This is a genomic window from Sphingobacterium spiritivorum, assembly GCF_016724845.1.
Lineage (GTDB): Bacteria > Bacteroidota > Bacteroidia > Sphingobacteriales > Sphingobacteriaceae > Sphingobacterium > Sphingobacterium spiritivorum_A.
On sequence record NZ_CP068082.1, the window covers coordinates 3,716,408 to 3,739,886 of the forward strand.

The following is a 23,479-nucleotide window of genomic DNA, read 5'->3' on the forward strand; positions in this document are numbered from 1 at the left end:
CTACCTTTATTTTTGTTAAATCACATCATATGATTACCAAAAACAAATTATGGGCAGTATTGCCGGCACTGGCTGTGCTTGGCTCATGCCAATCCAACAACAGTACGTCTACATCTGAAGAAGTAAGAACCAATTTTTTTGATGTCAGCGGTATGGACACAACGATTAGTCCGGGGGACAATTTCTTTCTGTATGCCAATGGAGGGTGGCTTAAGAAAACCGAAATTCCTGCGTCAGAAACCGGTTGGGGCTCTTTTTATGTCCTGCAGGATGAGAATACGGCAAAACTGCATCTTATCCTCGAAGAAGCCGCTAAAGCAAATAGCGCTAAAGGCTCAGATACACAAAAAGCCGGAGACTTTTACGCCAGCGGAATGGATACCGTGGCTATAGAGAAGTTGGGAACTAAACCTGTAGAACCTCTGATCAGCAAGATCAATGCGCTGAAAGATATGAATGAACTGATTGCATTCAGTGCAGATGGTTTTAAAGAAGGGAACGGTGATCTCTTTCACTTTTATGTAGCTTCGGATGACAGGATTTCCAATAAAAATGCTGCGACTTTCGTACAGGGCGGATTAAATCTTCCGCAGGCGAGCTATTATCTGGATAACGATGAGAAGTCAAAAAAAATACTGGAATCCTATAGAGCCTATATTGTGAAATTATTCACATTAAGTGGCGAAGAGAAATCAGCTCAGCAGTATGCGGATAATATCATTAAGCTTGAGACAGCTATTGCTAAGTCTCATCTTACCCCTGTAGAGCTGAGAGATCCGGTAAAGAACTATAACAAATTTGCTGTAGCTGTTTTTCAAAAACAGACTCCAAACCTCAACTGGCAGGATATTTTGTCCCGTCTGTTGATCAAAACAGACACATTGTTAGTTCAGCAGCCTAAGTATTACATAGCAATCAATACGTTGTTGAAGTCCGAACCTTTGGATGTCTGGAAGCAAAAGTTAAAATTAGACGCACTTAACGATGCGGCTACAGCTTTACCGAAAAGCTTCAGAGATGCCAAATTTGATTTCTACGGTAAAGTACTCAACGGGCAGAAAGAGCAGAAGGAACGCTGGAAACTGATGGTAAGTGCGGCAGATGAAAGTCTGGGTGAAATCGTTGGTAAACTCTATGCGGAAAAGTATTTCAAAAAAGAAGCCAAAGAACGTATGATGACGCTTGTCGATAATCTTCAGAAAGTCTACCGTACACGGATTGAAAAGCTGGATTGGATGACACCGGAAACCAAAAAGAAAGCTATAGAAAAGCTGGAAGCCTTTACAAAAAAGATTGGGTATCCGGATAAATGGAAAGATTACAGTGACGTCGAGATAAACAAAGATACATACTATGCTAATCTGCAGTCTGCAGAACGCCATGCCTACAAGGAAATGGTAAATAAGATGGGTAAGCCTGTAGACAAGACAGAATGGTTGATGACTCCGCCTACGGTTAATGCCTATTACAATCCGCCTTACAATGAAATCGTGTTCCCGGCCGGAATTCTGCAATTTCCGTTCTTTGATTTCAATGCAGATGATGCCATCAATTACGGAGCCATCGGTGCAGTTATAGGTCATGAAATGACACATGGATTTGATGATCAGGGAAGGCAGTACGATAAAGACGGTAATCTGAATGACTGGTGGACCAAAGCCGATGCAGATCAGTTCAACGTAAAAGCCAAAAAAGTCGCTGATCTGTACAGTGGATTTACACTACTTGACAAGCAACATGTAAACGGTGAACTGACCCTGGGTGAAAATCTTGCTGACATCGGTGGTCTGAGTATTGCGTTTGATGCTTTCAAATTGACCAAACAAGGACAAGCCACTGATAAAATAGATGGTTTTACACCAGATCAGCGCTTCTTTCTGGCATTTGCACAGGTGTGGCGCATTAAGACACGTGATGAGACTATGCGTCTCCGTCTGAAAATGGATCCCCATAGCCCTGAAGAATTCAGAGTTAATGGTCCGCTGTACAATATGGAAGCTTTTTATAAAGCCTTTGATATACAGCCAAATGCCAAAAGCTATGTGTTGCCTGCAAACAGAGTAGGAGTGTGGTAGAGAAATTTTAATAAAAGATGTTTGAATATTGGAAAAAAGTTTATACTTTTGCCCTTCATTAAATAGAAACATAAATAATTTATTAACAATGTACGCAATAGTAAATATAGCAGGACAGCAATTCAAGGTTGTAAAAGACCAATATCTTTTTGTGCACCGTTTACAAGGAGATGAAGGCGCTAGTATTGAATTTGACAATGTATTGTTAGCAGAAAATGCAGGTAAATTCTCAATTGGTACGCCAAGTGTAGAAGGAGCTAAAGTTTCAGCTAAAATTTTGTCTCATTTGAAAGGTGAAAAAGTGATCGTTTTCAAGAAAAAACGCCGTAAAGGTTACAAAAAGAAAAACGGACACCGTCAGCAGTTCACTAAGATCTTGATCACAGATATTACATTATAATTGAATTTTTAATCAGACATTAGTCTTAAATTAAGATAAAGAAATGGCACATAAAAAAGGTGCGGGTAGTTCGAAGAACGGCCGTGAGTCACATAGTAAACGTTTAGGTATCAAAATTTTTGGTGGTCAGGCTGCTATCGCTGGTAACATTATCGTTCGCCAACGCGGTACTCAACACAACCCTGATTTGAACGTAGGTATTGGTAGAGACCATACATTGTTTGCTTTAGTTGATGGAAAAGTAGTTTTCCGTAAAAAAGCAAATAACAAATCTTATGTTTCTGTAATTCCTGCAGAAGAGAAAGCATAAGGCTTCGCCTAAAATCATTATAAAGCCTTTCGGGATTTCCGGAAGGCTTTTTTTGTGCTTTCCCAACTATTGGAATAGACTACCGGTTATCTGCAAAGTACTTATAACTGATATTTTGACTCAAAGCGTGCTGAAATACCTTATTCCATCATCATGTTGATAAGCTGGATTATTTTTACAAGGACAACGTCAACGTATGGCCTTTAGAGAACATCGCGATATACAACGTTTTCAAAGCTGAAGGCTGTGTGTTTAAAGGATTATATAAAAAAAGCAATAGTGTTATTACACTATTGCTTCTTAATCTTTTCAGCAATTGTTATTTATAAGGTTAAATAGTATAGTTATATGGCTTCCAGAAGTTGCTTCTCATGCAGTTCGTAGTATTCTCCACCCAATGTCATCAGCTCCTGATGTGAGCCTTGTTCAACGATGCGTCCCTGATCCAGGACAAGGATATGATCTGCATTTTTGATGGTGGAGACACGGTGTGCGATAAAGATGGAAGATTTTCCCTTCATAATGCGGCTCAGGTTGTTCAGTATCTGCTCCTCCGTCTTGGTGTCAACCGCTGAAAGACAGTCGTCAAAAATCAGTATCTTCGGTTCTTTGACCAGCGCTCTTGCGATGGAGACCCGCTGTTTCTGGCCTCCGGACAGGGTAATGCCACGTTCACCTATAGATGTTTCGAATCCCTCTTCAAAAGCAATGATATTGTCATATACTGCAGCGTCTTTGGCTGCCTGTTCGACCTGCTCCGTAGTAAAAGTATCGAGACCGAAAGCGATATTATTAGCAATGGTATCCGAAAACAAGAACACTTCCTGCGGCACATAGCCGATCTGTGAACGCAGATTTTCAAAGTTGAACGCCCTGATATCAGTTCCGTCGTAAGTAATAGTTCCCGTATCCGTATCAAACATGCGCATCAGAAGATTTGCCAGTGTCGATTTGCCGGAGCCGGTCTTACCGATGATGGCAAGTGTTTTTCCGGCGGAGAGCGTGAAAGAAATATTGTCTATAGCTTTGATACCTGTCTCCGGAAAAGTAAAACTGATATTTTTAACGGTTATATCTCCTGCCAATATTTTTTCTGTAGTACCTTGTTTGATAACGGATTCAGTCTTCAGAAATTCATTGATCCGTTTCTGAGAAGCTGCCGCGCGCTGCACCAGTGACGTTACCCAGGCCAGTGACATGGCAGGAAAGGTGAGTTGATTGACGTAAATAATAAATTCTGCAATATTACCGGCAGTGATGGTGCCTTTGTTTACTTCCAGTCCTCCTATATACACGGTAATAATCGTGCTTAATCCGATCAGGAATACAATCAAAGGAAAGAAGATCGCCTGAATCCTTACCAAAGCCAGAGAAGTGTCTCTGTACACATTACTTTCTTTCGCAAAAGATTTCATTTTATCGCGCTCTCGATTATAGGTCTTAATTACTCTGATCCCCGAAAAAGTTTCCTGTACAAAAGATGACAGCTGCGACAATTGTCTTTGTATGCGCTCACTTCGCCGATTGATTACTTTGTTAATTACAAGGATAATAACAGATAAAATAGGTATTGGCAATAAGGAGTAAGTAGCCAATGTAGGATTGACATCATACATCGCATAGATAATCATTATAGAGAGTACTACGGTATTGATGGCATACATAATACCCGGACCGAGGTAATTTCGTACCTGATTGACATCCTCCGTAGCCCTGTTCATAAGGTCTCCGGTATTGTTTCTTCTGAAAAATGCAAAATCAAGCTTTTGATAATGTTGATAGATTTCATTTTTAAGGTCGTACTCGATGTGTCTGGAAGTCAGGATCAGCGTTTGTCGCATCATAAATAGAAAGATACCTCTAAGTATAGCCAGAATCAGTACAATACAGCCGAAAAACAAAAGACTGCTGCCAAATACCTGATAGACGATCTCCTGTCTGTCAAAACCTTCATAAAGGCGAAACAGATCAATGTTTTCTTTGACAAGATCAAAGGCTACACGGATCACTTTTGCCGGCAGAATGCCAAAGTAATTCGAAATAATAACAAACAAAGTTCCCGGAATAAGTTTCCAGCGATATTTGTAAAAATATTTATTGAGGTAAGCGAGCTCCTTCATAGTTCAGAACAAAAATACAGTATTATTCAATAAACTTGGTGACCCTATAGTTTTATTACTGTCATTAATTGGCAGAACGCATTTATTTGGCTTTTTTATCCAGTGGAGTGTAAATATTTTTCTACTTTTGTAAAAGTTGATTTTAACTATATTTAAGAGTTATCTGTTATGCAAAATAGTAATGCGTCGCTATTTGAAATGATGGGTCAGTTTGGCCATCAAAATTTATTGTTCTGTAATGATGAGGCCGTAGGTCTGAAAGCTATCGTGGCCATCCATGATACTACCCTTGGGCCTGCGATAGGCGGGGTTAGAATGCTTCCTTACAATACGACTGAAGAAGCCATAGAAGATGCGCTTCGTTTGTCAAAAGCGATCACTTACAAAGCTGCTGTAGCTGGCCTGAACCTCGGCGGAGGAAGTGCCATTATCATAGGTAATCACCGTACAGACAAGACCGAAATCCTGTTGAGAAGACTGGGTCAGTTTGTCGAAGGACTGAATGGTAACTTTATCGCATCTATCGATGTCGGTACCACCCAAAAAGATCTGGAATATATTCACACCGAAACAAACTATGTAGCAGGTCTTCCTGAGTCACTGAACGGGGGAGGAGATACTACAATTTTTGCTGCAAGAGGTGTTTTTTACGGAATCAAAGCCGCTATCAAAGAACTTTACGGAGACGATAGTCTGGCAGGACGTAAGGTCGCTGTGCAGGGAGTAGGTAGCGTAGGTGAGCACCTGGTGGCTATGCTGAGAAATGAAAATGCACGTGTATATGTCAGCGATATGACTGAAGAGCGCAAAATGAAAATTGCAGCCAAGTATAAAGCAGAGCCTATCACCGATTCCACAAGTTTTGAGATGGATGTGGATGTCTATGCTCCATGTGCATTAGGAGGTACTGTAAATACAGAGACTGTTCCGCGCATGCGTTGTAAAATAATTGCAGGATCTGCCAACAATCAGCTGAAAAACGAACAGGAAACTACACGTATGCTGAAAGAGCATGATATCTTGTATGTACCGGATTTTCTGATCAATTCAGGAGCTTTGATCAGTTGTTATTCAGAGTTAGAGGGATATGGTTCAGAGCGTACAGAATCATTGATCCGTAATATATATACCATCACCAGAGAGGTGATTCAAAAATCAAGAGAAGAAAGTATTACTACGCTGGTCGCTGCAAATCAGATTGCCGAGCAACGTATCGCTGATGTAAAGAAAATCAAGCGTTAGTGTTTTCTGAAAATTTACAATCGTTCTTATATTAAAAATCGTTCTTTATAAATTATGTTAAATAGAAGACACCTACGGGTGAAAGTGATGCAGACATTGTATGCATACAGTTTGTCATCGGACAAGCAGGTCAAAAATTATGAAAAGGCACTTTTGAGAAGTGTGGATGAGGTGTATGAGATGTACATCTGGACGCTGAATCTTCTGGATGAGGTTTCCGAGTATGTACTTATCGATGCCGAAGGCCGTGCGAATAAGTTTCTGCCTACAGAAAAGGATTTGTCGCTGACTACACGATTGAACAACAATACGTTCATCGAATCATTAAGACAAAACAGAGATTATCTGGAAGGTGTCAAGAAGTATAAAGTGGACTGGAGTTTTGACCCTGAGATTGTACGCTCTATCTTTGCTCAGCTCAAGGAATCGGATATCTATCTGGAATATCTGCAGTCAGAAGACCGCTCTATCGCTACTGAAAAAGATATTATCAAACATATCTTTAAGAAAATTATTCTGAAGTCACCTAATATTGAGCAGACTTTTGAGGATAAATTTATCAACTGGCCGGTTGATAAAGAAGTACTTCAGGCATTGATCGCCAAGACTTTTAAAAATTTCAGCAGTGAGATTCCGCAACAAAATAAGCTTGCAGAGTTGACACAAAACTGGCTTGATGACAGAGAATTTGTGCTGGACCTGTTGGCAAATACAATCCGTTACGGAGAAGAGTATCAAAGTCTGATCGCTGCTAAAACCAAAAACTGGGAAGCAGATCGTATAGCCTTATTAGATACTATTCTCATGCGTATGGCCATCTGTGAGCTGATCAATTTTTCGTCTATTCCGGTGAAAGTAACCATCAATGAATACATAGAATTGTCAAAAGTTTTCAGTACACTGAAAAGTAATACATTTATTAATGGTATCTTAGACAAAATATTGGCTGATTTGAACCAACAGGGTCGGATCCGCAAACAAGGTCGTGGATTAAAAGATTAATACAAATGAAAATTAACAAATTAGCTTTTGCAGGTATATTGTCAATGGCTTGTCTGGTAAGCGCTTGCGGCAACAGTAACAAAACAAACGTTGCTAAAGCAGCTCAGGGAGACAGTGTTTCCGGAGATACAACACAGCAAAAAGGACAGGAAACATTAGGTAAAATTGAATTTGAAGAAACCGCATTCGACTTCGGCCAGGTAAAAGAAGGTGAAGTTGTTCAGCATACATTTACATTTACCAATGTAGGTGAAGCTCCGGTTATTCTTTCTGAGGTAAATGCATCCTGTGGCTGTACTACACCGCATTACTCCAAATCACCTGTATTGCCGGGTAAGAAAGGTGAAGTAAAAGTTGCCTTTGACAGTAAAGGGCAGGTAGGTAAACAGCAGAAGATCGTGACGGTCATGTCTAATGCAACCAACGGCATCTCTACCGTACAATTAAGAGGTGAAGTGCAAAAAGCTAATTAATTTTTAGAACAGAAATAAAAATAAATAACACACAAAAATGATAAGTACAATATTCTTACAAGCCGGTGGATCAGGCGGTGGTTTTATGACATTCCTTCCAATGATCTTAATCATCGTGGTTTTCTATTTCTTTATGATCAGACCACAGATGAAGAAACAAAAAGATCACAAGAAATATATTGAAGAGTTAGGTGTCAATACTAAAATTGTAACTACTGCAGGTATTCACGGTCGTATCGTGGAAGTAAGCGAAACTACTTTTCTTGTTGATGTAGGTTCAGGAGTTAAGATCCGTTTTGATAAATCAGCAATTGCACTGGATGCTTCCAAAGCAGCTAATGATGCGAATAAAGAAAAATAAGAAGTCACGGAAGTGTTCTTTAATAATGAAGCCGCTAAATATTGATTTGGCGGCTTTTTTATGAAGAATACTGTTCATCTTCTGATCAAAGGTGAAAAATGCTTAAGTTTGTGACATATGGCTTTAAGACGTTTTAATAAATCCCAGAAAAGAAAAATTTCCATCTTCTTAAGATGTATTCTGATTTCTTTTATTGCGTGGACTTTATTTGCCATTTCCAATAAATACGTTTACTCTATGAAGGCCGGAATTCAGTACGTGAATCTTCCGGACAATAAAGCCTTTCATCCGCTACAGTCCGATACGGTCAGTCTCAAAGTAGAGATGAGTGGGTGGAAACTGTTGCTTTCACGCTTCAGACAGGATACGGCTAATATTCAGGTAGACCTGAGCGGACTGAAAAACCGCAACTGGATCGTGTTTTCCAATCAGATTGGTTTTATCAACAGGCAATTTCCGAATGATAAACATGTCGTATCTGTAAGTCCGGATACTTTATATTTTGATTTTTCTAAACAGACACAGCGCAAGGTCCCGATTAAAGCGGTATATAGTGTGGATTTTGCAAAGCAGTACGGTATTATCGGCGATACCAGGAGTTTACCGGAGTATGTCACGATAACAGGCCCTCTGGAGGATGTGGCTAATATTGAATCCTGGGAGACCGACACTATCCGGGGTACAGGAATCAATGCGGATATCCGAACAATGGCGTATCTGGATCGTAATCAAAAGGCTAATATCAATGTTTATCCCGCTTATGCAGAAGTGACCATCCCGGTAGGAGAGCTGACGGAGAAAGTCATGGAACTACCGATCAAGGTCGAAAATGCAGAAAAGTATACTTCTGTAAGAACATTGCCCACCAAGGTTAAAGTAATCATCCTTGTGTCGCTTAAAGACTATAATAAATGGACACAGCGGGACTTTGAAGCCGTGGTGGATATAGAAGACTGGGAAGAGAACAGAGTTCCTAACCTTCCTGTCATTCTGACTAAGATACCACCGTATTGCAAGATCGTGAGTGTAGAGCCTCAGAATGTAGACTTTTTCATTCGTAAATAAATAGTCAGGTCGCGGACCGGATAAAACAAAATAAACAATCAGATCAGCTATATGGGATTGAAAATAGGGATTACAGGAGGAATCGGAGCCGGTAAGAGTATTATCTGTAATATCTTTAAGGTATTGGGAATACCGGTATACAATGCCGACCAGGAAGCTAAGGATATTATGATCAAAAGTGAAGAAGTAAGGACTGCATTGATGCAGACCTTTGGAAAGGAAACCTATTTTGAAGACGGTTCTTTAAACAGAGCCTTTCTTTCTTCAAAAGTATTTGGAGATGACGCCCAGTTGAAGCTGCTGAATGGTATTGTACATCCTGCCGTAATCCGTGCAGGGGAGGAGTGGTCACAAAAACAGACTGCTGCATACTCTTTAAAAGAAGCGGCCCTGCTTTTTGAAACAGGTTCTTACCGCCAGCTTGATTATACCATACTGGTTACAGCTCCCGAAGATATCCGTATAGCCCGTGTCGTTGCCCGCGATCATACCGATGAGGCAAAAGTAAGGGACAGAATAAGTAAACAGATGAGTGATAAGGAAAAATCTGAATTGGCAGATTTTATTGTTATCAATGATGGTATACAACCCCTTTTGCCACAGGTACTGCATCTGCATCAACAATTTTTAACATTTTAAATTCATATTATGCCCGATATACTGGCCGATTTTTTAGTTCGGAGACCAGAAGGATATTATTGCCGTTACGGAGATTTTTATATTGACGCCTTAGAGCCTGTGCGTATAGATGTAGTATCACATGCGCATGCTGATCATGCGACCAAAGGACATGCACAGATTATAGCTACTGAAGCTACGGCAGCTTTTATGCAGTACAGGTACAGTAAGCAGCCTTTGCATACCTTCCTTGTCAAAAGATTTGAAGAGCCGTTTAACATTGCTGAAGTCATACTGACCTTTATTCCTGCGGGGCATATTCTGGGCTCTTCACAGATATTAATGGAGTATAAGGGAGTACGTTATTTATATACGGGAGATTATAAAGTGGATACGGATCCTACCTGTGAACCTATACATATTGTTAAGGCGGATGTACTGATTACCGAAAGTACATTTGCAAATCCTGAAGTGAGTCATCCGGATGCAGTGACAGAGATCCTGAAGCTCAAAGATCGTCCTTTTAATATTTTATTGGGTTGTTATGCTTTAGGAAAGGCACAGCGGATCACAGCACTCTTAAATCAGCATTGTCCTGAGCGAAAGGTACTCGTTCACCATAATATACTGCCTTTCCATCGTATTTATGATCAGCTGGGTAATTTCCCTATGAAGTATGAGCCATATAACAGGCAGATCATGAAACAAGGGGAGCCTGATAAAGTCTATTTAGTACCTCCGATGACGTTTAACAGTTATTTCAGAGCTACAAAGGTACAGCGCGCATTTGCTTCAGGTTGGAAGCGTTTGCAACAGCACAATGATATAGAACTGTATATATCGGATCATGTCGACTGGCAGGATATTCTGGATTATGTAGATCAGGTGCAGCCCCGTCAGATATGGACCATACACGGAGACGGCAGACTACTTAAAGAATATTACGGAGCCAATCTCGAAGTAAGGGATATTCTTTAAGCAGAGATTAGTCAATCAATCCTTCATCCAGCAGATGTTTGAAGATGATCTCATCTACAGCAGAGCATCTTTTTGCATCTGCAGAAGACATAAAAGACAATTCTTCTATTTCACTCATAGGAGTCAATTCTCCTTCAAACAGCGCTGAATAACAAGTCATCCTGACTATTTTTCCTTCAGGATGGCTGTCTGCCTGTGCTCTGAAAATACCGCAAAACTGAATAGAGGAAGGGATCACATCCACATTCAGTTCTTCCTTTATTTCCCGGATAAGTGTGGCCGTGTCATTCTCTCCGGCTTCACGTTTACCGCCGGGAATATAATATTTGTCTTTCCCTTTTGAACGTGCGGTCAGAATCCTGCGATCCTGAATATATATCAGGGCAACTTTATCTATTTCTGTCATGTAAGGGTGAAGTTAAGAAAAGAATGTGGGAAATACTGGGTTCGAACCAGTGACCCCTACCTTGTCGAGGTAGTGCTCTAAACCAGCTGAGCTAATTTCCCAATTGGAACATTTTAAAAAAGCTTCGGATGAATCCGAAGCTTTTCAGGTGTGGTGCCAGCTGGATTCGAACCAGCGACACAAGGATTTTCAGTCCTTTGCTCTACCAACTGAGCTATGGCACCTTACCAAGATTTTTATTTGAATCTGTTTCTTGTCAGATTTTGAGGTGGTGCCAGCTGGATTCGAACCAGCGACACAAGGATTTTCAGTCCTTTGCTCTACCAACTGAGCTATGGCACCTTTTGCAGCAGAGAATAATTTTTCTTTGCGTTGCAAATGTATGTTCTTTTTTTGAATTCCGAAACTTTTTGGTTCAATTATTTTACATATAATCGACAAAGCATTGATTTTGATTAAGATAAAATTACACCAAATAAACACGCTGCAATTGAAATAAGCCTTATCTTTGCACTTCAATACGTTAAAATGAGTAAAAGAGGAAGAGTACTAGTAGCAATGAGTGGTGGAGTGGATAGTTCGGTCGCAGCCGTAATGCTCCACGAACAAGGATATGAAGTGATAGGGATCACGATGAAGACCTGGGATTATGCATCCTCAGGCGGTTCATCCAAGGAGACAGGTTGCTGCAGTCTGGATAGCATCAATGATGCACGTGCACTGGCTGTAAACTATGGATTTCCGCATTTTATATTAGATATCCGGGATGAATTCGGAGATTACGTAATCGATAATTTTGTAGATGAATATATTGCAGGTCGTACGCCAAACCCTTGTGTATTGTGCAATACACACATCAAGTGGGAAGCACTGATCAAACGTGCAAATAAACTGGACTGTGAATTTATCGCTACAGGACATTATGCTAATATCCGTTTGCATGAAAACGGACGTCATGTTATATCTAAAGGAAGAGACGAGAATAAGGACCAGTCCTATGTATTGTGGGGAGTGACGCAGGAGAATCTCGCACGTACCCAGTTTCCATTGGGAAGTTTTACAAAAAAAGAAATCCGTCAGATGGCTGCTGATATGGGACAAATGGAGCTGGCGAATAAGTCGGAGAGCTATGAGATCTGTTTTGTGCCGGATAATGACTACAGAGCGTTTCTAAGACATAAAATGCCCGATCTGGATGAAAAGGTAGGTCCGGGGAATTTTATCCTTTCTGACGGTACCGTAGTAGGGCAGCATATCGGTTATCCGTATTTTACAATCGGACAACGTAAAGGTTTGGGGATCGCATTAGGAAAACCTATGTTCGTGATCGAGATTCTGCCTGAAAGTAATTCTGTAATGCTGGGAGAAGAACATGAACTGGAAAGAGCACAAGCCTATGTACGTAATATCAATCTGGTGAAGTATGCCAGTCTTTCAGAGCCGATGGAAGCTGTGACAAAAATACGTTACAAGGATTCCGGTGCATTGTCTACTATTACGCAACAAGGCGATATTATGAAAGTAGATTTTGAACATTATGTAAAGGGAATAGCCCCCGGACAATCAGCCGTATTCTACGAAGGAAACGACCTGATCGGGGGTGGATTTTTAATGAAATAACAGTTTACAGGAAAAGAGGTTGTCTGCACCTGATACAGCATCCTGTTCCGGCGAAACCGGAATGTTGCTGAACAGAAGTTTGGCGACCTCGTTTCTTATCTTCAGTTGCCGCCTTAGCAACTGCCCAAACAACAGAACAATACAGTCCACCGGTGCAGAAGTTTGCCGCTGCTGACAGGGACGGTTATCTGTTTCAAAGTAAAACCTTACTTCTGCTTATATTCTACTCATATAGTAGTCAGCGATCCTGTCAGCTGTATCTGCGTATTATGGAATTCTTATTCTTACTGCATCTATAGTACAGATGATGAGGAAGTCGAAGGAAATCAAGTTATTCGGGTTAATTGTGGTGATGTTGTTCTTCATCATCTATTATTCCTTCTTTAATTAAAAAAGGTCATGGTGCAATACCATGACCTTTTCTGTTATATAAGGTGTAGACCTATCGAAGACTACGATAATTTACCTACTTCTTGTACAAGATCTACGATTTTGTTAGAGTAACCCCACTCGTTATCGTACCATGCTACAACTTTTACAAAGTTGTCGTTAAGAGAGATACCTGCTTTTGCATCGAAGATAGAAGTACGTGCGTCACCTAAGAAGTCAGTAGAAACTACTTCATCTTCCGTATAACCTAGAATACCTTTCAATTCACCTTCTGAAGCATCTTTCATTGCTTTTTTGATCTCTTCATAAGAAGCACCTTTTTCCAGGCGTACTGTTAAGTCTACTACAGATACATCAGCAGTAGGAACACGAAGAGACATACCTGTCAATTTACCTTTCAGAGAAGGCAATACAAGACCTACAGCTTTAGCAGCACCAGTTGAAGAAGGGATAATGTTCTGGTATGCACCGCGTCCGCCTCTCCAGTCTTTTGCTGAAGGACCGTCTACCGTTTTTTGAGTTGCTGTAACCGCGTGAACAGTAGTCATCAGACCTTCCAGAATTCCAAAATTGTCATGCAATACTTTTGCCACAGGAGCTAAACAGTTAGTTGTACATGATGCATTAGAAACGATATGTTGATCAGCTTTCAGTTCTTTGTGGTTTACACCCATTACGAAAGTAGGAGTGTCGTCTTTTGCCGGAGCAGACATAACCACTTTTTTAGCACCTGCATCGATGTGTTTCTGTGCCGATTCCTGAGTAAGGAAAAGACCTGTAGATTCGATGATCACTTCAGCGCCTACTTCATTCCATTTCAGGTTAGCCGGATCTTTTTCTGCAGTGACACGGATCGTTTTTCCGTTTACAACAAGATTACCGTCTTTTACTTCAACAGTTCCGTCAAATTTACCATGAGTTGAATCGTATTTCAACATATATGCCATATAGTCTGGCTCTACGAGGTCATTGATACCTACTACTTCTACATCTTGGCGATTGATCGCAGCTCTGAATGCTAAGCGGCCAATACGACCAAATCCGTTGATTCCAATTTTCATCTTTTTAATTTTTATTGAGATTTAAATAATATTTTACTAAGTTGTGAATGGGTTCCTTAATGATAGTTCCGATTTCCAGACCAAATTCATTTTCACCGATATCTCTCAGCCAATCTGCATAATGCGTCGCTACAGATCCTGTAAAGTTGATCTTGTGATCCGGATAACGCTCGCTCAGCGGTACGAGATACGTATCGCAATACAAGAACAGACCTTCTTTTATAATAGTAGACAAATAAGGTTCATCTTTGTTCTCCTGTACAAAATCAGCAAACGAGGTCAGGAAGATATTGGGGTTGGGATGGTTATAGACTTTTTCGAGGATGATCTTACGATCCAGATTGTATCGGGACAACAACTTTTCGCGTATATCTACCGGCATGGTGCCGCTTAGAAAATCTTTTAAAAGCTGTCTGCCTATCCAGTTTGTAGAGCCTTCATCTGCCAGAATATAGCCCATTCCGAAATTGTTCTTAAGTATTTTTCTGCCGTTATAATATGCTGCATTAGATCCGGATCCCAGTATACCGATGATGCCTTTTTCATCTCCGAAAGTAGAGATAGCAGAGGCCAGTACATCATGATTGACTTTTACCTTTGCATTTTTGAAAAAAGATTCAAATACTTTTTTGATTTTGGTTTGTCTTTCCAGAGACGATGCGCCAGCACCGAAAAAATAGATACGTTTTATTTTTTCAGCATAATTAATCAGGTTCGTATTCTTATTCAGTAACTGCGTTATAAATCTTTCATCCTGAATGTAAGAATTGATTCCTGTGGTTCTGAAACCACTGACAACACGGCTCTTATCGGCCAATCGCCAATCCGCATACCTTGATCCACTAAAAACGACTGCAATCATATTGCTTATAGATAATATGTCTAGATCGCCATGATCTGGGAAATCTCTAACATATCGTTACTTAATTTAAATTCCTTGTTATTGAGGGCTTCTTCCAGAGGAGTCAGGATGATCTCATTTCCTCGAAGACCTACCGTCATTCTGGTTTTTCCCTGAAGGAGGTGCTTTACAGCTGCATATCCCATTCTACTCGCCAGTACGCGGTCAAAACTACTTGGAGACCCCCCTCTTTGTAAATGCCCTAATATACTAACTTTTGTGTCATAATAATCAAATTTTTCTTTGACCCGCTTGGCGACATTGTACGCACCACCGTTTTTATCTCCTTCTGCTACGATAACGATAGTAGATGTTTTTTGTTTAAAAGCAGCACGCTCCAACAGATCAATCAGCTCGTCTATAGCTGTTTCCTTCTCAGGAAGCATAATGGCTTCTGCTCCTCCGGCAATACCGGCATTAAGCGCAATACAGCCCGAATCACGTCCCATCACTTCGATGAAAAAGAGACGACCGTGTGAAGCTGCTGTGTCACGAATTTTATCAATGGCATCAATAACTGTATTGGTAGCGGTGTCGTATCCTAATGTATAGTCTGATCCATACAGATCATTGTCAATCGTGCCTGGTATACACATTACCGGGATGTCGTATTCTCTGGAGAAAAAATCTGCTCCTGTGAACGTACCGTCGCCACCGATAGCGACTAAACCGTCTATGCCCTGTGCTTTCAGGTTTTCATAAGCTTTGGCTCTTCCTTCCGGAGTTCTGAACTCCATACATCTTGCGGTTTTGAGAATAGTTCCCCCTTTTTGGATAATATTGCTCACCGAGCGACTGTTCATTTCGACAAATGTACCATCCAGCATACCCTGGTACCCGTGATATATGCCCGTCACTTTCTTGCCTTCGTAGACCGCTGTACGGACGACTGCCCGAATGCAGGCATTCATTCCCGGTGCGTCTCCTCCGGATGTAAAAACTCCTATATTTGATATTGTATTCACGTGTTTATTTCTTTAATCAGGTTTCACGAATATACAGTGTATTTTTTACACTATTAAATTTTTTGATTATTTTTTTTGTTACTTTGCTATATTTAACGGATACTTGTGTAGAAGGCATGTGTAAATTCGTACAGGTCTATCGTTTAGAAGTCTTAAACTAATAAATTATTGAGCATTGTTTACAAATTTTACCATTGACTGCGTCATATTTGGCTTCCATGACGGTTATTTAAAAGTTTTACTGACAGAAAGAAATGAATATCCTTTCAAGGATTGGTGGGCTCTTCCTGGTTTTTTCGTAAACAACGACGAGGAGATGGAAGATGCCGTCAAACGGATTCTGTACGAAAATACAGGACTGAAAGATATTTATATGGAACAGCTGGCTGCGTTAGCCGGATTGAAGCGACACCCGCAGGGACGAATTCTGACCGTAGCCTATTTTGCTCTTATGCAACTGGATCATGCAAAGATCAAAGTAAAACCTGTGACATCGTATATGCGACAGGCCAATTGGTTTTCTGTGCATGAACTTCCGGATCTGGCTTTTGACCATAAACAAATTATAGAGCTTAGTCTCGAAAAATTGAAACGTAAAATCGGATATAGTCCGGTGGCATTTGAATTATTACCTGAAAAATTTACCCTTACACAATTACAACTGGTCTATGAAGCTATTCTCGGCAAAAAGCTGGATAAACGTAATTTTAGAAAAAAAATGCTCAATTACGGCTTCCTGAAAGAACTCGCTGAATTTCAGAAAGGTGTCTCGTATCGGGCGGCCCGATTATATAAACTGGATAAACGCAAATTCCACAAAGCATTTTCGCATGAAGATTAATTATTTCTTTCACAAGGGATAATTGTCATCTTAAAGTCTTTTTTCGCTACTTTTTTCAAGATTATATCTCTGGAATTTGATTTCTATTGCTCTTTTTTTACTTTTGACCCTGATTTGTAAAAAGTCAAAAATAAAAAAATGGATAATACACAAAAGAAGAAAAACCAGATTGTTAAAGCCGCTCTCAAACGCTTTGCTCACTTCGGTATTCCGAAAACCACCATGAGTGAGATAGCAGATGATGTGCATTTGACAAAAGCTAATCTTTATTACTATTTTCCTGATAAAATTTCCCTGATCAAAGATTCTATTCTGGCTATTCTGGCTATAGTGGCTGAAATGGATGTGGTGGAACGGGATGCCATGAATACCGAAAAAGGAGGAGTACTGGTACTGTTGAACAGATTACTGGATATACGGGCCTTCTTCGTAAAGAAATATTACATGTTCTACATATTTGAAAATGTAGACTGGATCAAAGATCCGAGTATTTCATTAGAGATAGATTCTCTTATTCAGCAGGATGAAGATCAATATTGTCAAATCTTCGAAAAGGCCAGGGAGCAGGGCGAATTAGCTGATCTGGATCCACGTTATCTGGCCAAAAATTACAGCGATACTATGCGAGGACTCGGATTGATGGGAAATGTGACCAATATTATACAGGGATATCCGAGTATTGATAATCTGGATGATATCCTGGAAAGACAGAAAGAGGTCACTGAGATTATGTTCTACGGCATGCGCAAAAAATAGAGAAGACAATCACAATGTACATACTAAATATAAATATGAATAGAATAAGCAAATTGTTAATGGTCCTGCTGAGCATTGGAATCTTAGGTTCTGCACATGCTCAGGAAGAACTGACACTCAAAGAGGCCATACAGTATGCGCTTCAGAATAAAGCTGATGCTAAAAAATCAAAACTGGATGTAATCAATGCAGAAAATAAGATCAGCGAAGTGCGCTCCAATGCTTTACCTCAAATTAACCTGAGTGCAGGTTTGACCTACAATCCGATTATACAGAAAATTGCTCTTCCGGATTTTACAGGACAGACAGGCGGAACGACATTAGTCGAGATGGGACAGAAATGGCAGGCGACTCCAACTGTTTCACTGACTCAGCAGATCTTTAATCAATCGGTATTTACGGGTCTGAAAGCAGCAAATACTACAAGAGCTTTCTATCAGGTTAATCATGAAATGACGGAAGAGCAGTTGATCGAACGTGTAGCAAACAGTTACTACGATGTATATCAGGCAAAAATGCAACTGGAAACCATAGAGAGCAATCTCAAAAGTACCCGGAAAACACGTGATGTCATCTTTGGTTCATATTCAAACGGACTGGCTAAAAAAATAGATCTGGATCGTACAGATGTAGCTGTCAACAATCTGGAATCATCCAAATTGCAAAAGATGAATGAAATCCAGCTGAAAGAGAATGCACTGAAATTTGTAATTGGTATGGATGTCAATAAAGATATTCAGATGCCGAAAAGTACATTTAATATAGATCTTAAAATCGCTAATCTGGATACAGCTCAACTGGACAACAGAACGGAGATAAAATTGCTGGCTACACAAAGAGAACTGAATGTATTCAATAAAAAATCAATTGAAGCTCAGTATTATCCAACTTTATCTCTACAGGCAAGCTATGGATATGCCGGTTTCGGACAGAAATTTCCATTGGTTAACAACAATGGGGTATGGGCGAATTTTGCTTCCATCGGTGTGAATCTTTCCTTCCCGATATTCAACGGATTCTCGACACGCTCTAAAGTAAGACAGGCACAGATCGATATCGATAAGCTGGATGTGGATATTTCGGATAAAAAACTAAGTCTCATGACCGACGCGAATAATGCACAGAAGCAATTGAAAAACAGCCTTCTGAATATCAATATGCAACAGGCAAATATGGAACTTGCGAAAGAAGTGCTGTCTAATGTTGAGAATAACTATAAAAATGGTTTGGCTACATTAACAGATCTTTTAGATGCAGAAAAAGCATATGCTGAAGCTCAAAACAATCATTCTACAGCTTTGTTGAATTACAAAGTTGCTGAAATACAAATTATTAAATCAAACGGGAATTTAAAATCACTTATCAACGAATAATTAACCACAGATGAAACGGACAATCATAACCATCGTAATTATAGTAGCAGCACTGGCTGGTATTATGTTTATTTTGAATAAGAATAAAGAAAAGAATAAAGCGGAAACTGAAATCGTAGCACAACAGAATGCAGCAGTAGCTGTGCGTATTGATACTGTTGCTGTTCGCGAAATGAATGCCCAGTATATTTCTAATGGTACATTTATGCCATTTAAAGAGATGAGATTATCTGCCGAAACACCGGGTAGAGTAAAAACTGTACTTGTTGATGAAGGTGATTTTGTGACCGCAGGACAAGTACTTGCAACTGTAGTAGGAGACAAGCTGAATGTGAATACACAGAATGCACAGGCCTCGTATAATACTTCTAAAGCAGATTACGAAAGATACAAAAATGCTTTTCAGACAGGAGGTGTGACACAGCAACAATTGGATCAGGCCAAATTAAAAATGGAAAGTGATCTGAATAACCTGAAAAGTGCGCAGCTGAATGCTTCTGATGCAACGGTAAGAGCAGGGATCAGCGGAACGATCAACGAACGTAAAATCGAACCGGGTACTTATGTATCTCCTGGTACAGAAATGTTTTCACTGGTGAATGTCGGTACGTTGAAACTAAGAGTGAATGTTGACGAGAAGAATGTTGTAAAGCTTAAAGTTGGTCAGAATATCAAAATCACTGCAAGTGTATATCCGGACAAATCTTTCGAAGGAAAGATTACCTTCATTGCTCCTAAGGCGGACGGAAGTCTTAATTTTCCTGTAGAGATCGAGGTAAAAAACAATCCTAATAATGAACTTCGTGCAGGTATGTACGGTACTGCAGTATTTGGTGCAGATCAGTTAATACCGGTACTCACTGTCCCTAGAACAGCATTTGTAGGTAGTGTAAGTTCCAATCAGATATTTGTCAATGAAAACAATAAAGCAGTCCTTAAGACAATCACTTCCGGACGCAATTTCGGTGACTATGTAGAAGTGCTGGACGGACTTTCTGCAGGTCAGATCGTGATTACAAGTGGACAAATCAACTTGCTGAACAATACGCCGATCAGCATTATTAAATAATTGTTTGAAACAAAAGATATTTCATGAAAATTTCAGAAATCTCCATAAAGCGCCCCAGTATAATCATCGTACTGTTTATTATACTTACGCTGGGTGGTTTATTTAGTTATAAGCTGTTAAGCTATGAGTTGATTCCCAAATTTGAAATCAATGTTATTACAGTACAGACCGTATATCCGGGAGCCTCGCCCTCTGAGGTAGAAAATACCGTATCCAAGAAAATTGAGGATGCGATATCTTCTCTGGAGAACGTAAAACGTGTAGAGACAAAGTCATATGAGAGTTTATCATTAGTCATGATTACCCTTAATGATAATGCAGATGCCAACTATGCATTGAATGATGCACAACGTAAGATAAATGCTATCCTGAAAGATTTACCGGATGATGTGGATCCTCCGTCACTGGTTAAATTTTCACTGGATGATATGCCGATCATGAATCTTTCCGTGACCAGTAAGTTGTCTGAGAAAGAGCTTTACGATCTGCTGGATAAGAAAATACAACCTATCTTCTCCCGCATCAACGGGGTTGCGCAAGTGGATATGATCGGCGGACAGGAGCGTGAAATCAAAGTAACGTTAGATCCTAAGAAAATGGAAGGTTACGGATTGAGTATTGCTCAGGTTCAGCAGGATATTTTATCTTCCAATCTGGATTTCCCTACCGGTAACGTAAAGACCAGAAGCAGTCAGATTTTGATCAGGTTGTCAGGTAAATACAGATCTATTGAAGATATGCGTAATCTGCCTATTACGGCTAAAGCAGCCGGTAGCGGAGGACAATCTCTGGATATTCCGATCCGCTTGGGTGATATCGCTGATATCGAAGACGGTCAGAAAGAGGTTGAAAAGATTGCTCGTCTGGATCAGAAAAATACTATCCTGATGCAGGTTAAAAAGCAGTCTGATGCTAACGCAGTGGAGGTTAGTAAACTCGTAAAAGCGAATATTGAGACAGTTCAAAAGGATTATAAAGATCAGGATATCAAGATTCTGGTGGCGAATGATACTTCCGAATATACCCTGAAAGCAGCTAATAACGTTTTGTTTGACCTTTTCCTAGCGATTGTACTGGTAGGTGTGATCATGTTATTCTTCCTGCACAGTTTACGGGATGCGGCAGTCGTCATGGTGGCGATTCCATTGTCACTGATTGCTACATTTATCGGTATCTATCTGATGGGGTATACGCTCAACCTGATGAGTCTTCTGGGACTCAGTCTTGTGGTCGGTATTCTTGTGGATGATGCGATCGTAGTTGTGGAGAATATTCACCGGCATATGGAGATGGGTAAGAGCAAGATCAGAGCTGCATATGACGGAGCGGCGGAGATCGGATTTACAGTAACAGCGATTACTATGGTAATCGTGGTGGTATTCCTTCCTATTGCGATGGCAAGTGGTCTGGTCGCTAATATCCTGGCTCAGTTCTGTGTGACGGTTATTATTGCGACAGGATTATCTCTGTTGGTATCATTCACCGTAGTGCCATGGTTATACTCCCGTTTCGGTAAATTAGAACACATCAATCCGCATACTTTCTTTGGTAAGATTATACATGGTTTTGAAGCAGGACTGACCGCTTTCACACACAGTATTTCGGATCTGTTGAAATGGTGTATTGATTCCCGTAAAAATAAAGTGATCACCCTGTTTATCGTACTGATTGTCTTTGTGGCATCCTTAGGTCTGGTGGGTGCCGGCTATATCGGTGGGGAGTTTTTCCCGTCTTCAGATAAAGGGGAGTTTTTGGTGCAGTTGGAACTGAACAAGGATGCTTCTATCGAATCTTCCAACTTTATGACGCAACGTGCCGAAGCTTATATCTCTAAATTTAAGGAAGTAAAACGTACGATTACTACTGTCGGACAATCCAGTGATGGTATGGGAGGTACTACCGGTACGAAATATAAGGCAGAGATCCATGTCATTCTGATAGACCAGAAGGAACGAACCGAGAGTACTAAAGTATTTGGTGCCAAACTGAAGAGGGGACTTGAAAAAGAACTTGTCGGTTCTAAAGTGAAAACAGTAACCGTTGGTATGATGGGAGCTGAACAGGCACCTATCACGATGACTGTAATCGGTTCGGATATGAAAGATGCCCTTGAATTTGCGAATAAAGCGGCGGATCAGTTGCGTAAGATCGAAGGAGCTACAGAAGTCAAGCTGACATCTGAAGACGGTAACCCGGAGATCAATGTGCAGGTGGATCGCGATAAGATGAATTCTCTTGGCCTGGGACTTTCTACAGTAGGTATGGCCATGCAAACAGCCTTCAGTGGTAACACGGATGGTAAATTCCGTGCCGGTGAGTATGAATATGATATCAATATCCGCTTTGGTGAAGAAGACCGTAAGAATATCGAAGACGTGAGAAATCTGTTGTTTATCAATAATATGGGACAGAAAATACGTCTGGAACAATTTGCAACCATCAGTTACAGTTCAGGTCCGACCTTATTGGAACGTCGTGACAAATCACCTTCTGTATCTATACAAGCGCAGGTTATCGGACGTCCGTCCGGAACAATTGCGGCAGAGTGGGAAACTCAATTCAAAGAATTGCCGCGTAAACCGGGAGTGAGTTATATGTGGGGTGGTGATATGGAAAACCAGCAGGAAGGTTTCGGTACATTAGGATTTGCATTGTTAGCATCTATAATCCTTGTTTACCTGGTGATGGTGTCTCTGTATGACAGTTTTGTCACACCATTTATCGTCATCTTCTCTGTACCGTTGTCTTTTATCGGAGCATTACTGTTAATGGCTCTTACGGATACGTCTCTGAATATCTTTACGATCCTTGGGATTATCATGTTGATTGGTCTGGTATGTAAAAATGCGATTCTGTTGGTCGATTTTGCCAATATGCGTAAAGACGCCGGTGACAATACACATGATGCATTAGTCGCGGCCAACCATGCCCGTCTTCGTCCGATCCTGATGACTACTATTGCGATGGTATTCGGTATGGTGCCGATTGCGATAGCTACAGGTGAAGGTGCGGATATGAACAGAGGTCTGGCGATCGTGATTATCGGAGGATTACTTTCCTCCTTATTCCTGACACTGGTCATCGTACCGGTTGTCTATTCGATCTTCGACAGCTTGCAGAAACGCTTTGGTCAACATGAGAAGCTTGATTATGAAGCATTGATGAAAGCCGACTACGAGCCGAATAAGGATTATGTAGACGAGATGTCTGTCAAACACTAGAATACCTTTATTTTACAATTTGTTTATATCAGCCATTCCGGATTCCGGAATGGCTTTTTTTATTTGGTAAGACACGACTCCTCATCTGTTTTTACCCTCCCTTGTTACACATTCCCGTCACAAAAAACCGGCTTAATTTAAAGCAATCCGTTAAAAGATTATTAAAGTTGTTAATATTAAGCAATCGATTGCGTGAATTTTATATTTTTGGGCAGACTTTATGAGAATATTA

The 23,479-nt window shown here is 40.4% G+C and carries 21 protein-coding genes and 3 tRNA genes; 16 read left to right on the forward strand and 8 right to left on the reverse strand.

Features of this window, described 5'->3' with window-relative positions:
- The first annotated feature begins 29 nt into the window (after nucleotides 1-29).
- The 3 genes from I6J03_RS15800 to rpmA all read left to right on the forward strand — a co-directional run bounded on the left by I6J03_RS15800 (nucleotide 30) and on the right by rpmA (nucleotide 2,785).
- Nucleotides 30-2,075: a M13 family metallopeptidase gene (locus I6J03_RS15800; protein ID WP_003004413.1), complete on the forward strand. Its 2,046-nt coding sequence runs from the start codon at nucleotides 30-32 to the stop codon at nucleotides 2,073-2,075.
- 88 nt (nucleotides 2,076-2,163) lie between these two features.
- Nucleotides 2,164-2,475, forward strand: a complete 312-nt coding sequence (gene rplU, locus I6J03_RS15805; RefSeq protein WP_003004411.1) for a 50S ribosomal protein L21 — start codon at nucleotides 2,164-2,166, stop codon at nucleotides 2,473-2,475.
- Between the two features lie 43 nt (nucleotides 2,476-2,518).
- Nucleotides 2,519-2,785 carry a 50S ribosomal protein L27 gene (gene rpmA / locus I6J03_RS15810; protein ID WP_003004408.1) on the forward strand — a complete coding sequence of 89 codons (267 nt, stop codon included), beginning with the start codon at nucleotides 2,519-2,521 and terminating at the stop codon, nucleotides 2,783-2,785.
- A 344-nt stretch (nucleotides 2,786-3,129) separates the two neighbouring features.
- Here rpmA and I6J03_RS15815 read toward each other — a convergent pair whose 3' ends face one another.
- Nucleotides 3,130-4,905 (reverse strand): ABC transporter ATP-binding protein, encoded by a 1,776-nt coding sequence (locus I6J03_RS15815; protein ID WP_003004405.1) that lies wholly within the window; start codon nucleotides 4,903-4,905, stop codon nucleotides 3,130-3,132.
- A gap of 168 nt (nucleotides 4,906-5,073) precedes the next feature.
- Here I6J03_RS15815 and I6J03_RS15820 point away from each other — a divergent pair, with 168 nt between their 5' ends.
- From I6J03_RS15820 to I6J03_RS15850, 7 genes are all read left to right on the forward strand, one after another.
- Nucleotides 5,074-6,147 (forward strand): Glu/Leu/Phe/Val family dehydrogenase, encoded by a 1,074-nt coding sequence (locus I6J03_RS15820; protein ID WP_115169363.1) that lies wholly within the window; start codon nucleotides 5,074-5,076, stop codon nucleotides 6,145-6,147.
- 54 nt (nucleotides 6,148-6,201) lie between these two features.
- Nucleotides 6,202-7,149, forward strand: coding sequence for a transcription antitermination factor NusB (gene nusB / locus I6J03_RS15825; protein WP_201693804.1), 948 nt, complete (start codon nucleotides 6,202-6,204; stop codon nucleotides 7,147-7,149).
- 5 nt (nucleotides 7,150-7,154) lie between these two features.
- A complete protein-coding gene (locus tag I6J03_RS15830) occupies nucleotides 7,155-7,622 on the forward strand; it encodes a DUF1573 domain-containing protein (RefSeq protein WP_003004394.1) in 468 nt (155 codons plus the stop codon).
- Nucleotides 7,623-7,659: 37 nt separating this feature from the next.
- A complete protein-coding gene (gene yajC, locus I6J03_RS15835; protein ID WP_002998750.1) occupies nucleotides 7,660-7,983 on the forward strand; it encodes a preprotein translocase subunit YajC in 324 nt (107 codons plus the stop codon).
- Nucleotides 7,984-8,220: 237 nt separating this feature from the next.
- Nucleotides 8,221-9,048: a YbbR-like domain-containing protein gene (locus tag I6J03_RS15840; RefSeq protein WP_232279634.1), complete on the forward strand. Its 828-nt coding sequence runs from the start codon at nucleotides 8,221-8,223 to the stop codon at nucleotides 9,046-9,048.
- A 51-nt stretch (nucleotides 9,049-9,099) separates the two neighbouring features.
- Nucleotides 9,100-9,687 carry a dephospho-CoA kinase gene (gene coaE, locus I6J03_RS15845; RefSeq protein WP_003004391.1) on the forward strand — a complete coding sequence of 196 codons (588 nt, stop codon included), beginning with the start codon at nucleotides 9,100-9,102 and terminating at the stop codon, nucleotides 9,685-9,687.
- A 9-nt stretch (nucleotides 9,688-9,696) separates the two neighbouring features.
- Nucleotides 9,697-10,644, forward strand: a complete 948-nt coding sequence (locus I6J03_RS15850) for an MBL fold metallo-hydrolase (RefSeq protein WP_201693806.1) — start codon at nucleotides 9,697-9,699, stop codon at nucleotides 10,642-10,644.
- A gap of 7 nt (nucleotides 10,645-10,651) precedes the next feature.
- Here the strand turns inward: I6J03_RS15850 and I6J03_RS15855 are convergent, their stop codons facing one another.
- The 4 genes from I6J03_RS15855 to I6J03_RS15870 form a co-directional block, all read right to left on the reverse strand.
- Entirely contained in the window at nucleotides 10,652-11,050 is a 399-nt protein-coding gene (locus tag I6J03_RS15855) for an NUDIX hydrolase (RefSeq protein WP_201693808.1), read from the reverse strand.
- A 26-nt stretch (nucleotides 11,051-11,076) separates the two neighbouring features.
- Nucleotides 11,077-11,151 (reverse strand) — tRNA-Val (locus I6J03_RS15860).
- A 50-nt stretch (nucleotides 11,152-11,201) separates the two neighbouring features.
- Nucleotides 11,202-11,274: transfer RNA gene (locus I6J03_RS15865), tRNA-Phe, on the reverse strand.
- A gap of 45 nt (nucleotides 11,275-11,319) precedes the next feature.
- Nucleotides 11,320-11,392 (reverse strand) — tRNA-Phe (locus tag I6J03_RS15870).
- A gap of 186 nt (nucleotides 11,393-11,578) precedes the next feature.
- On the opposite strand from I6J03_RS15870, the gene mnmA reads away from it, so the two are divergent.
- Nucleotides 11,579-12,670 (forward strand): tRNA 2-thiouridine(34) synthase MnmA, encoded by a 1,092-nt coding sequence (gene mnmA, locus I6J03_RS15875; RefSeq protein WP_003004385.1) that lies wholly within the window; start codon nucleotides 11,579-11,581, stop codon nucleotides 12,668-12,670.
- Nucleotides 12,671-13,122: 452 nt separating this feature from the next.
- Here the strand turns inward: mnmA and gap are convergent, their stop codons facing one another.
- Genes gap through pfkA form a run of 3 tightly spaced genes read right to left on the reverse strand, consistent with a single transcriptional unit; the run spans nucleotide 13,123 to nucleotide 15,987 of the window.
- Complete coding sequence (gap, locus tag I6J03_RS15880) at nucleotides 13,123-14,121, reverse strand: type I glyceraldehyde-3-phosphate dehydrogenase (RefSeq protein ID WP_003004380.1); 999 nt, start codon at nucleotides 14,119-14,121, stop codon at nucleotides 13,123-13,125.
- A gap of 4 nt (nucleotides 14,122-14,125) precedes the next feature.
- Nucleotides 14,126-14,983: a hypothetical protein gene (locus tag I6J03_RS15885; protein WP_003004377.1), complete on the reverse strand. Its 858-nt coding sequence runs from the start codon at nucleotides 14,981-14,983 to the stop codon at nucleotides 14,126-14,128.
- A gap of 20 nt (nucleotides 14,984-15,003) precedes the next feature.
- Entirely contained in the window at nucleotides 15,004-15,987 is a 984-nt protein-coding gene (gene pfkA, locus I6J03_RS15890) for a 6-phosphofructokinase (RefSeq protein ID WP_003004375.1), read from the reverse strand.
- Between the two features lie 175 nt (nucleotides 15,988-16,162).
- On the opposite strand from pfkA, the gene I6J03_RS15895 reads away from it, so the two are divergent.
- The 5 genes from I6J03_RS15895 (at nucleotide 16,163) to I6J03_RS15915 (ending at nucleotide 23,247) form a co-directional block, all read left to right on the forward strand.
- Nucleotides 16,163-16,828 carry an NUDIX hydrolase gene (locus I6J03_RS15895; RefSeq protein WP_003004373.1) on the forward strand — a complete coding sequence of 222 codons (666 nt, stop codon included), beginning with the start codon at nucleotides 16,163-16,165 and terminating at the stop codon, nucleotides 16,826-16,828.
- A 138-nt stretch (nucleotides 16,829-16,966) separates the two neighbouring features.
- Nucleotides 16,967-17,584, forward strand: coding sequence for a TetR/AcrR family transcriptional regulator (locus tag I6J03_RS15900; RefSeq protein ID WP_003004370.1), 618 nt, complete (start codon nucleotides 16,967-16,969; stop codon nucleotides 17,582-17,584).
- A 35-nt stretch (nucleotides 17,585-17,619) separates the two neighbouring features.
- Entirely contained in the window at nucleotides 17,620-18,957 is a 1,338-nt protein-coding gene (locus tag I6J03_RS15905; RefSeq protein ID WP_039989600.1) for a TolC family protein, read from the forward strand.
- Between the two features lie 10 nt (nucleotides 18,958-18,967).
- Nucleotides 18,968-20,026 (forward strand): efflux RND transporter periplasmic adaptor subunit, encoded by a 1,059-nt coding sequence (locus tag I6J03_RS15910; RefSeq protein ID WP_003004364.1) that lies wholly within the window; start codon nucleotides 18,968-18,970, stop codon nucleotides 20,024-20,026.
- Nucleotides 20,027-20,049: 23 nt separating this feature from the next.
- Nucleotides 20,050-23,247 carry an efflux RND transporter permease subunit gene (locus I6J03_RS15915; RefSeq protein WP_003004361.1) on the forward strand — a complete coding sequence of 1,066 codons (3,198 nt, stop codon included), beginning with the start codon at nucleotides 20,050-20,052 and terminating at the stop codon, nucleotides 23,245-23,247.
- The last annotated feature ends 232 nt before the right edge of the window (nucleotides 23,248-23,479 follow it).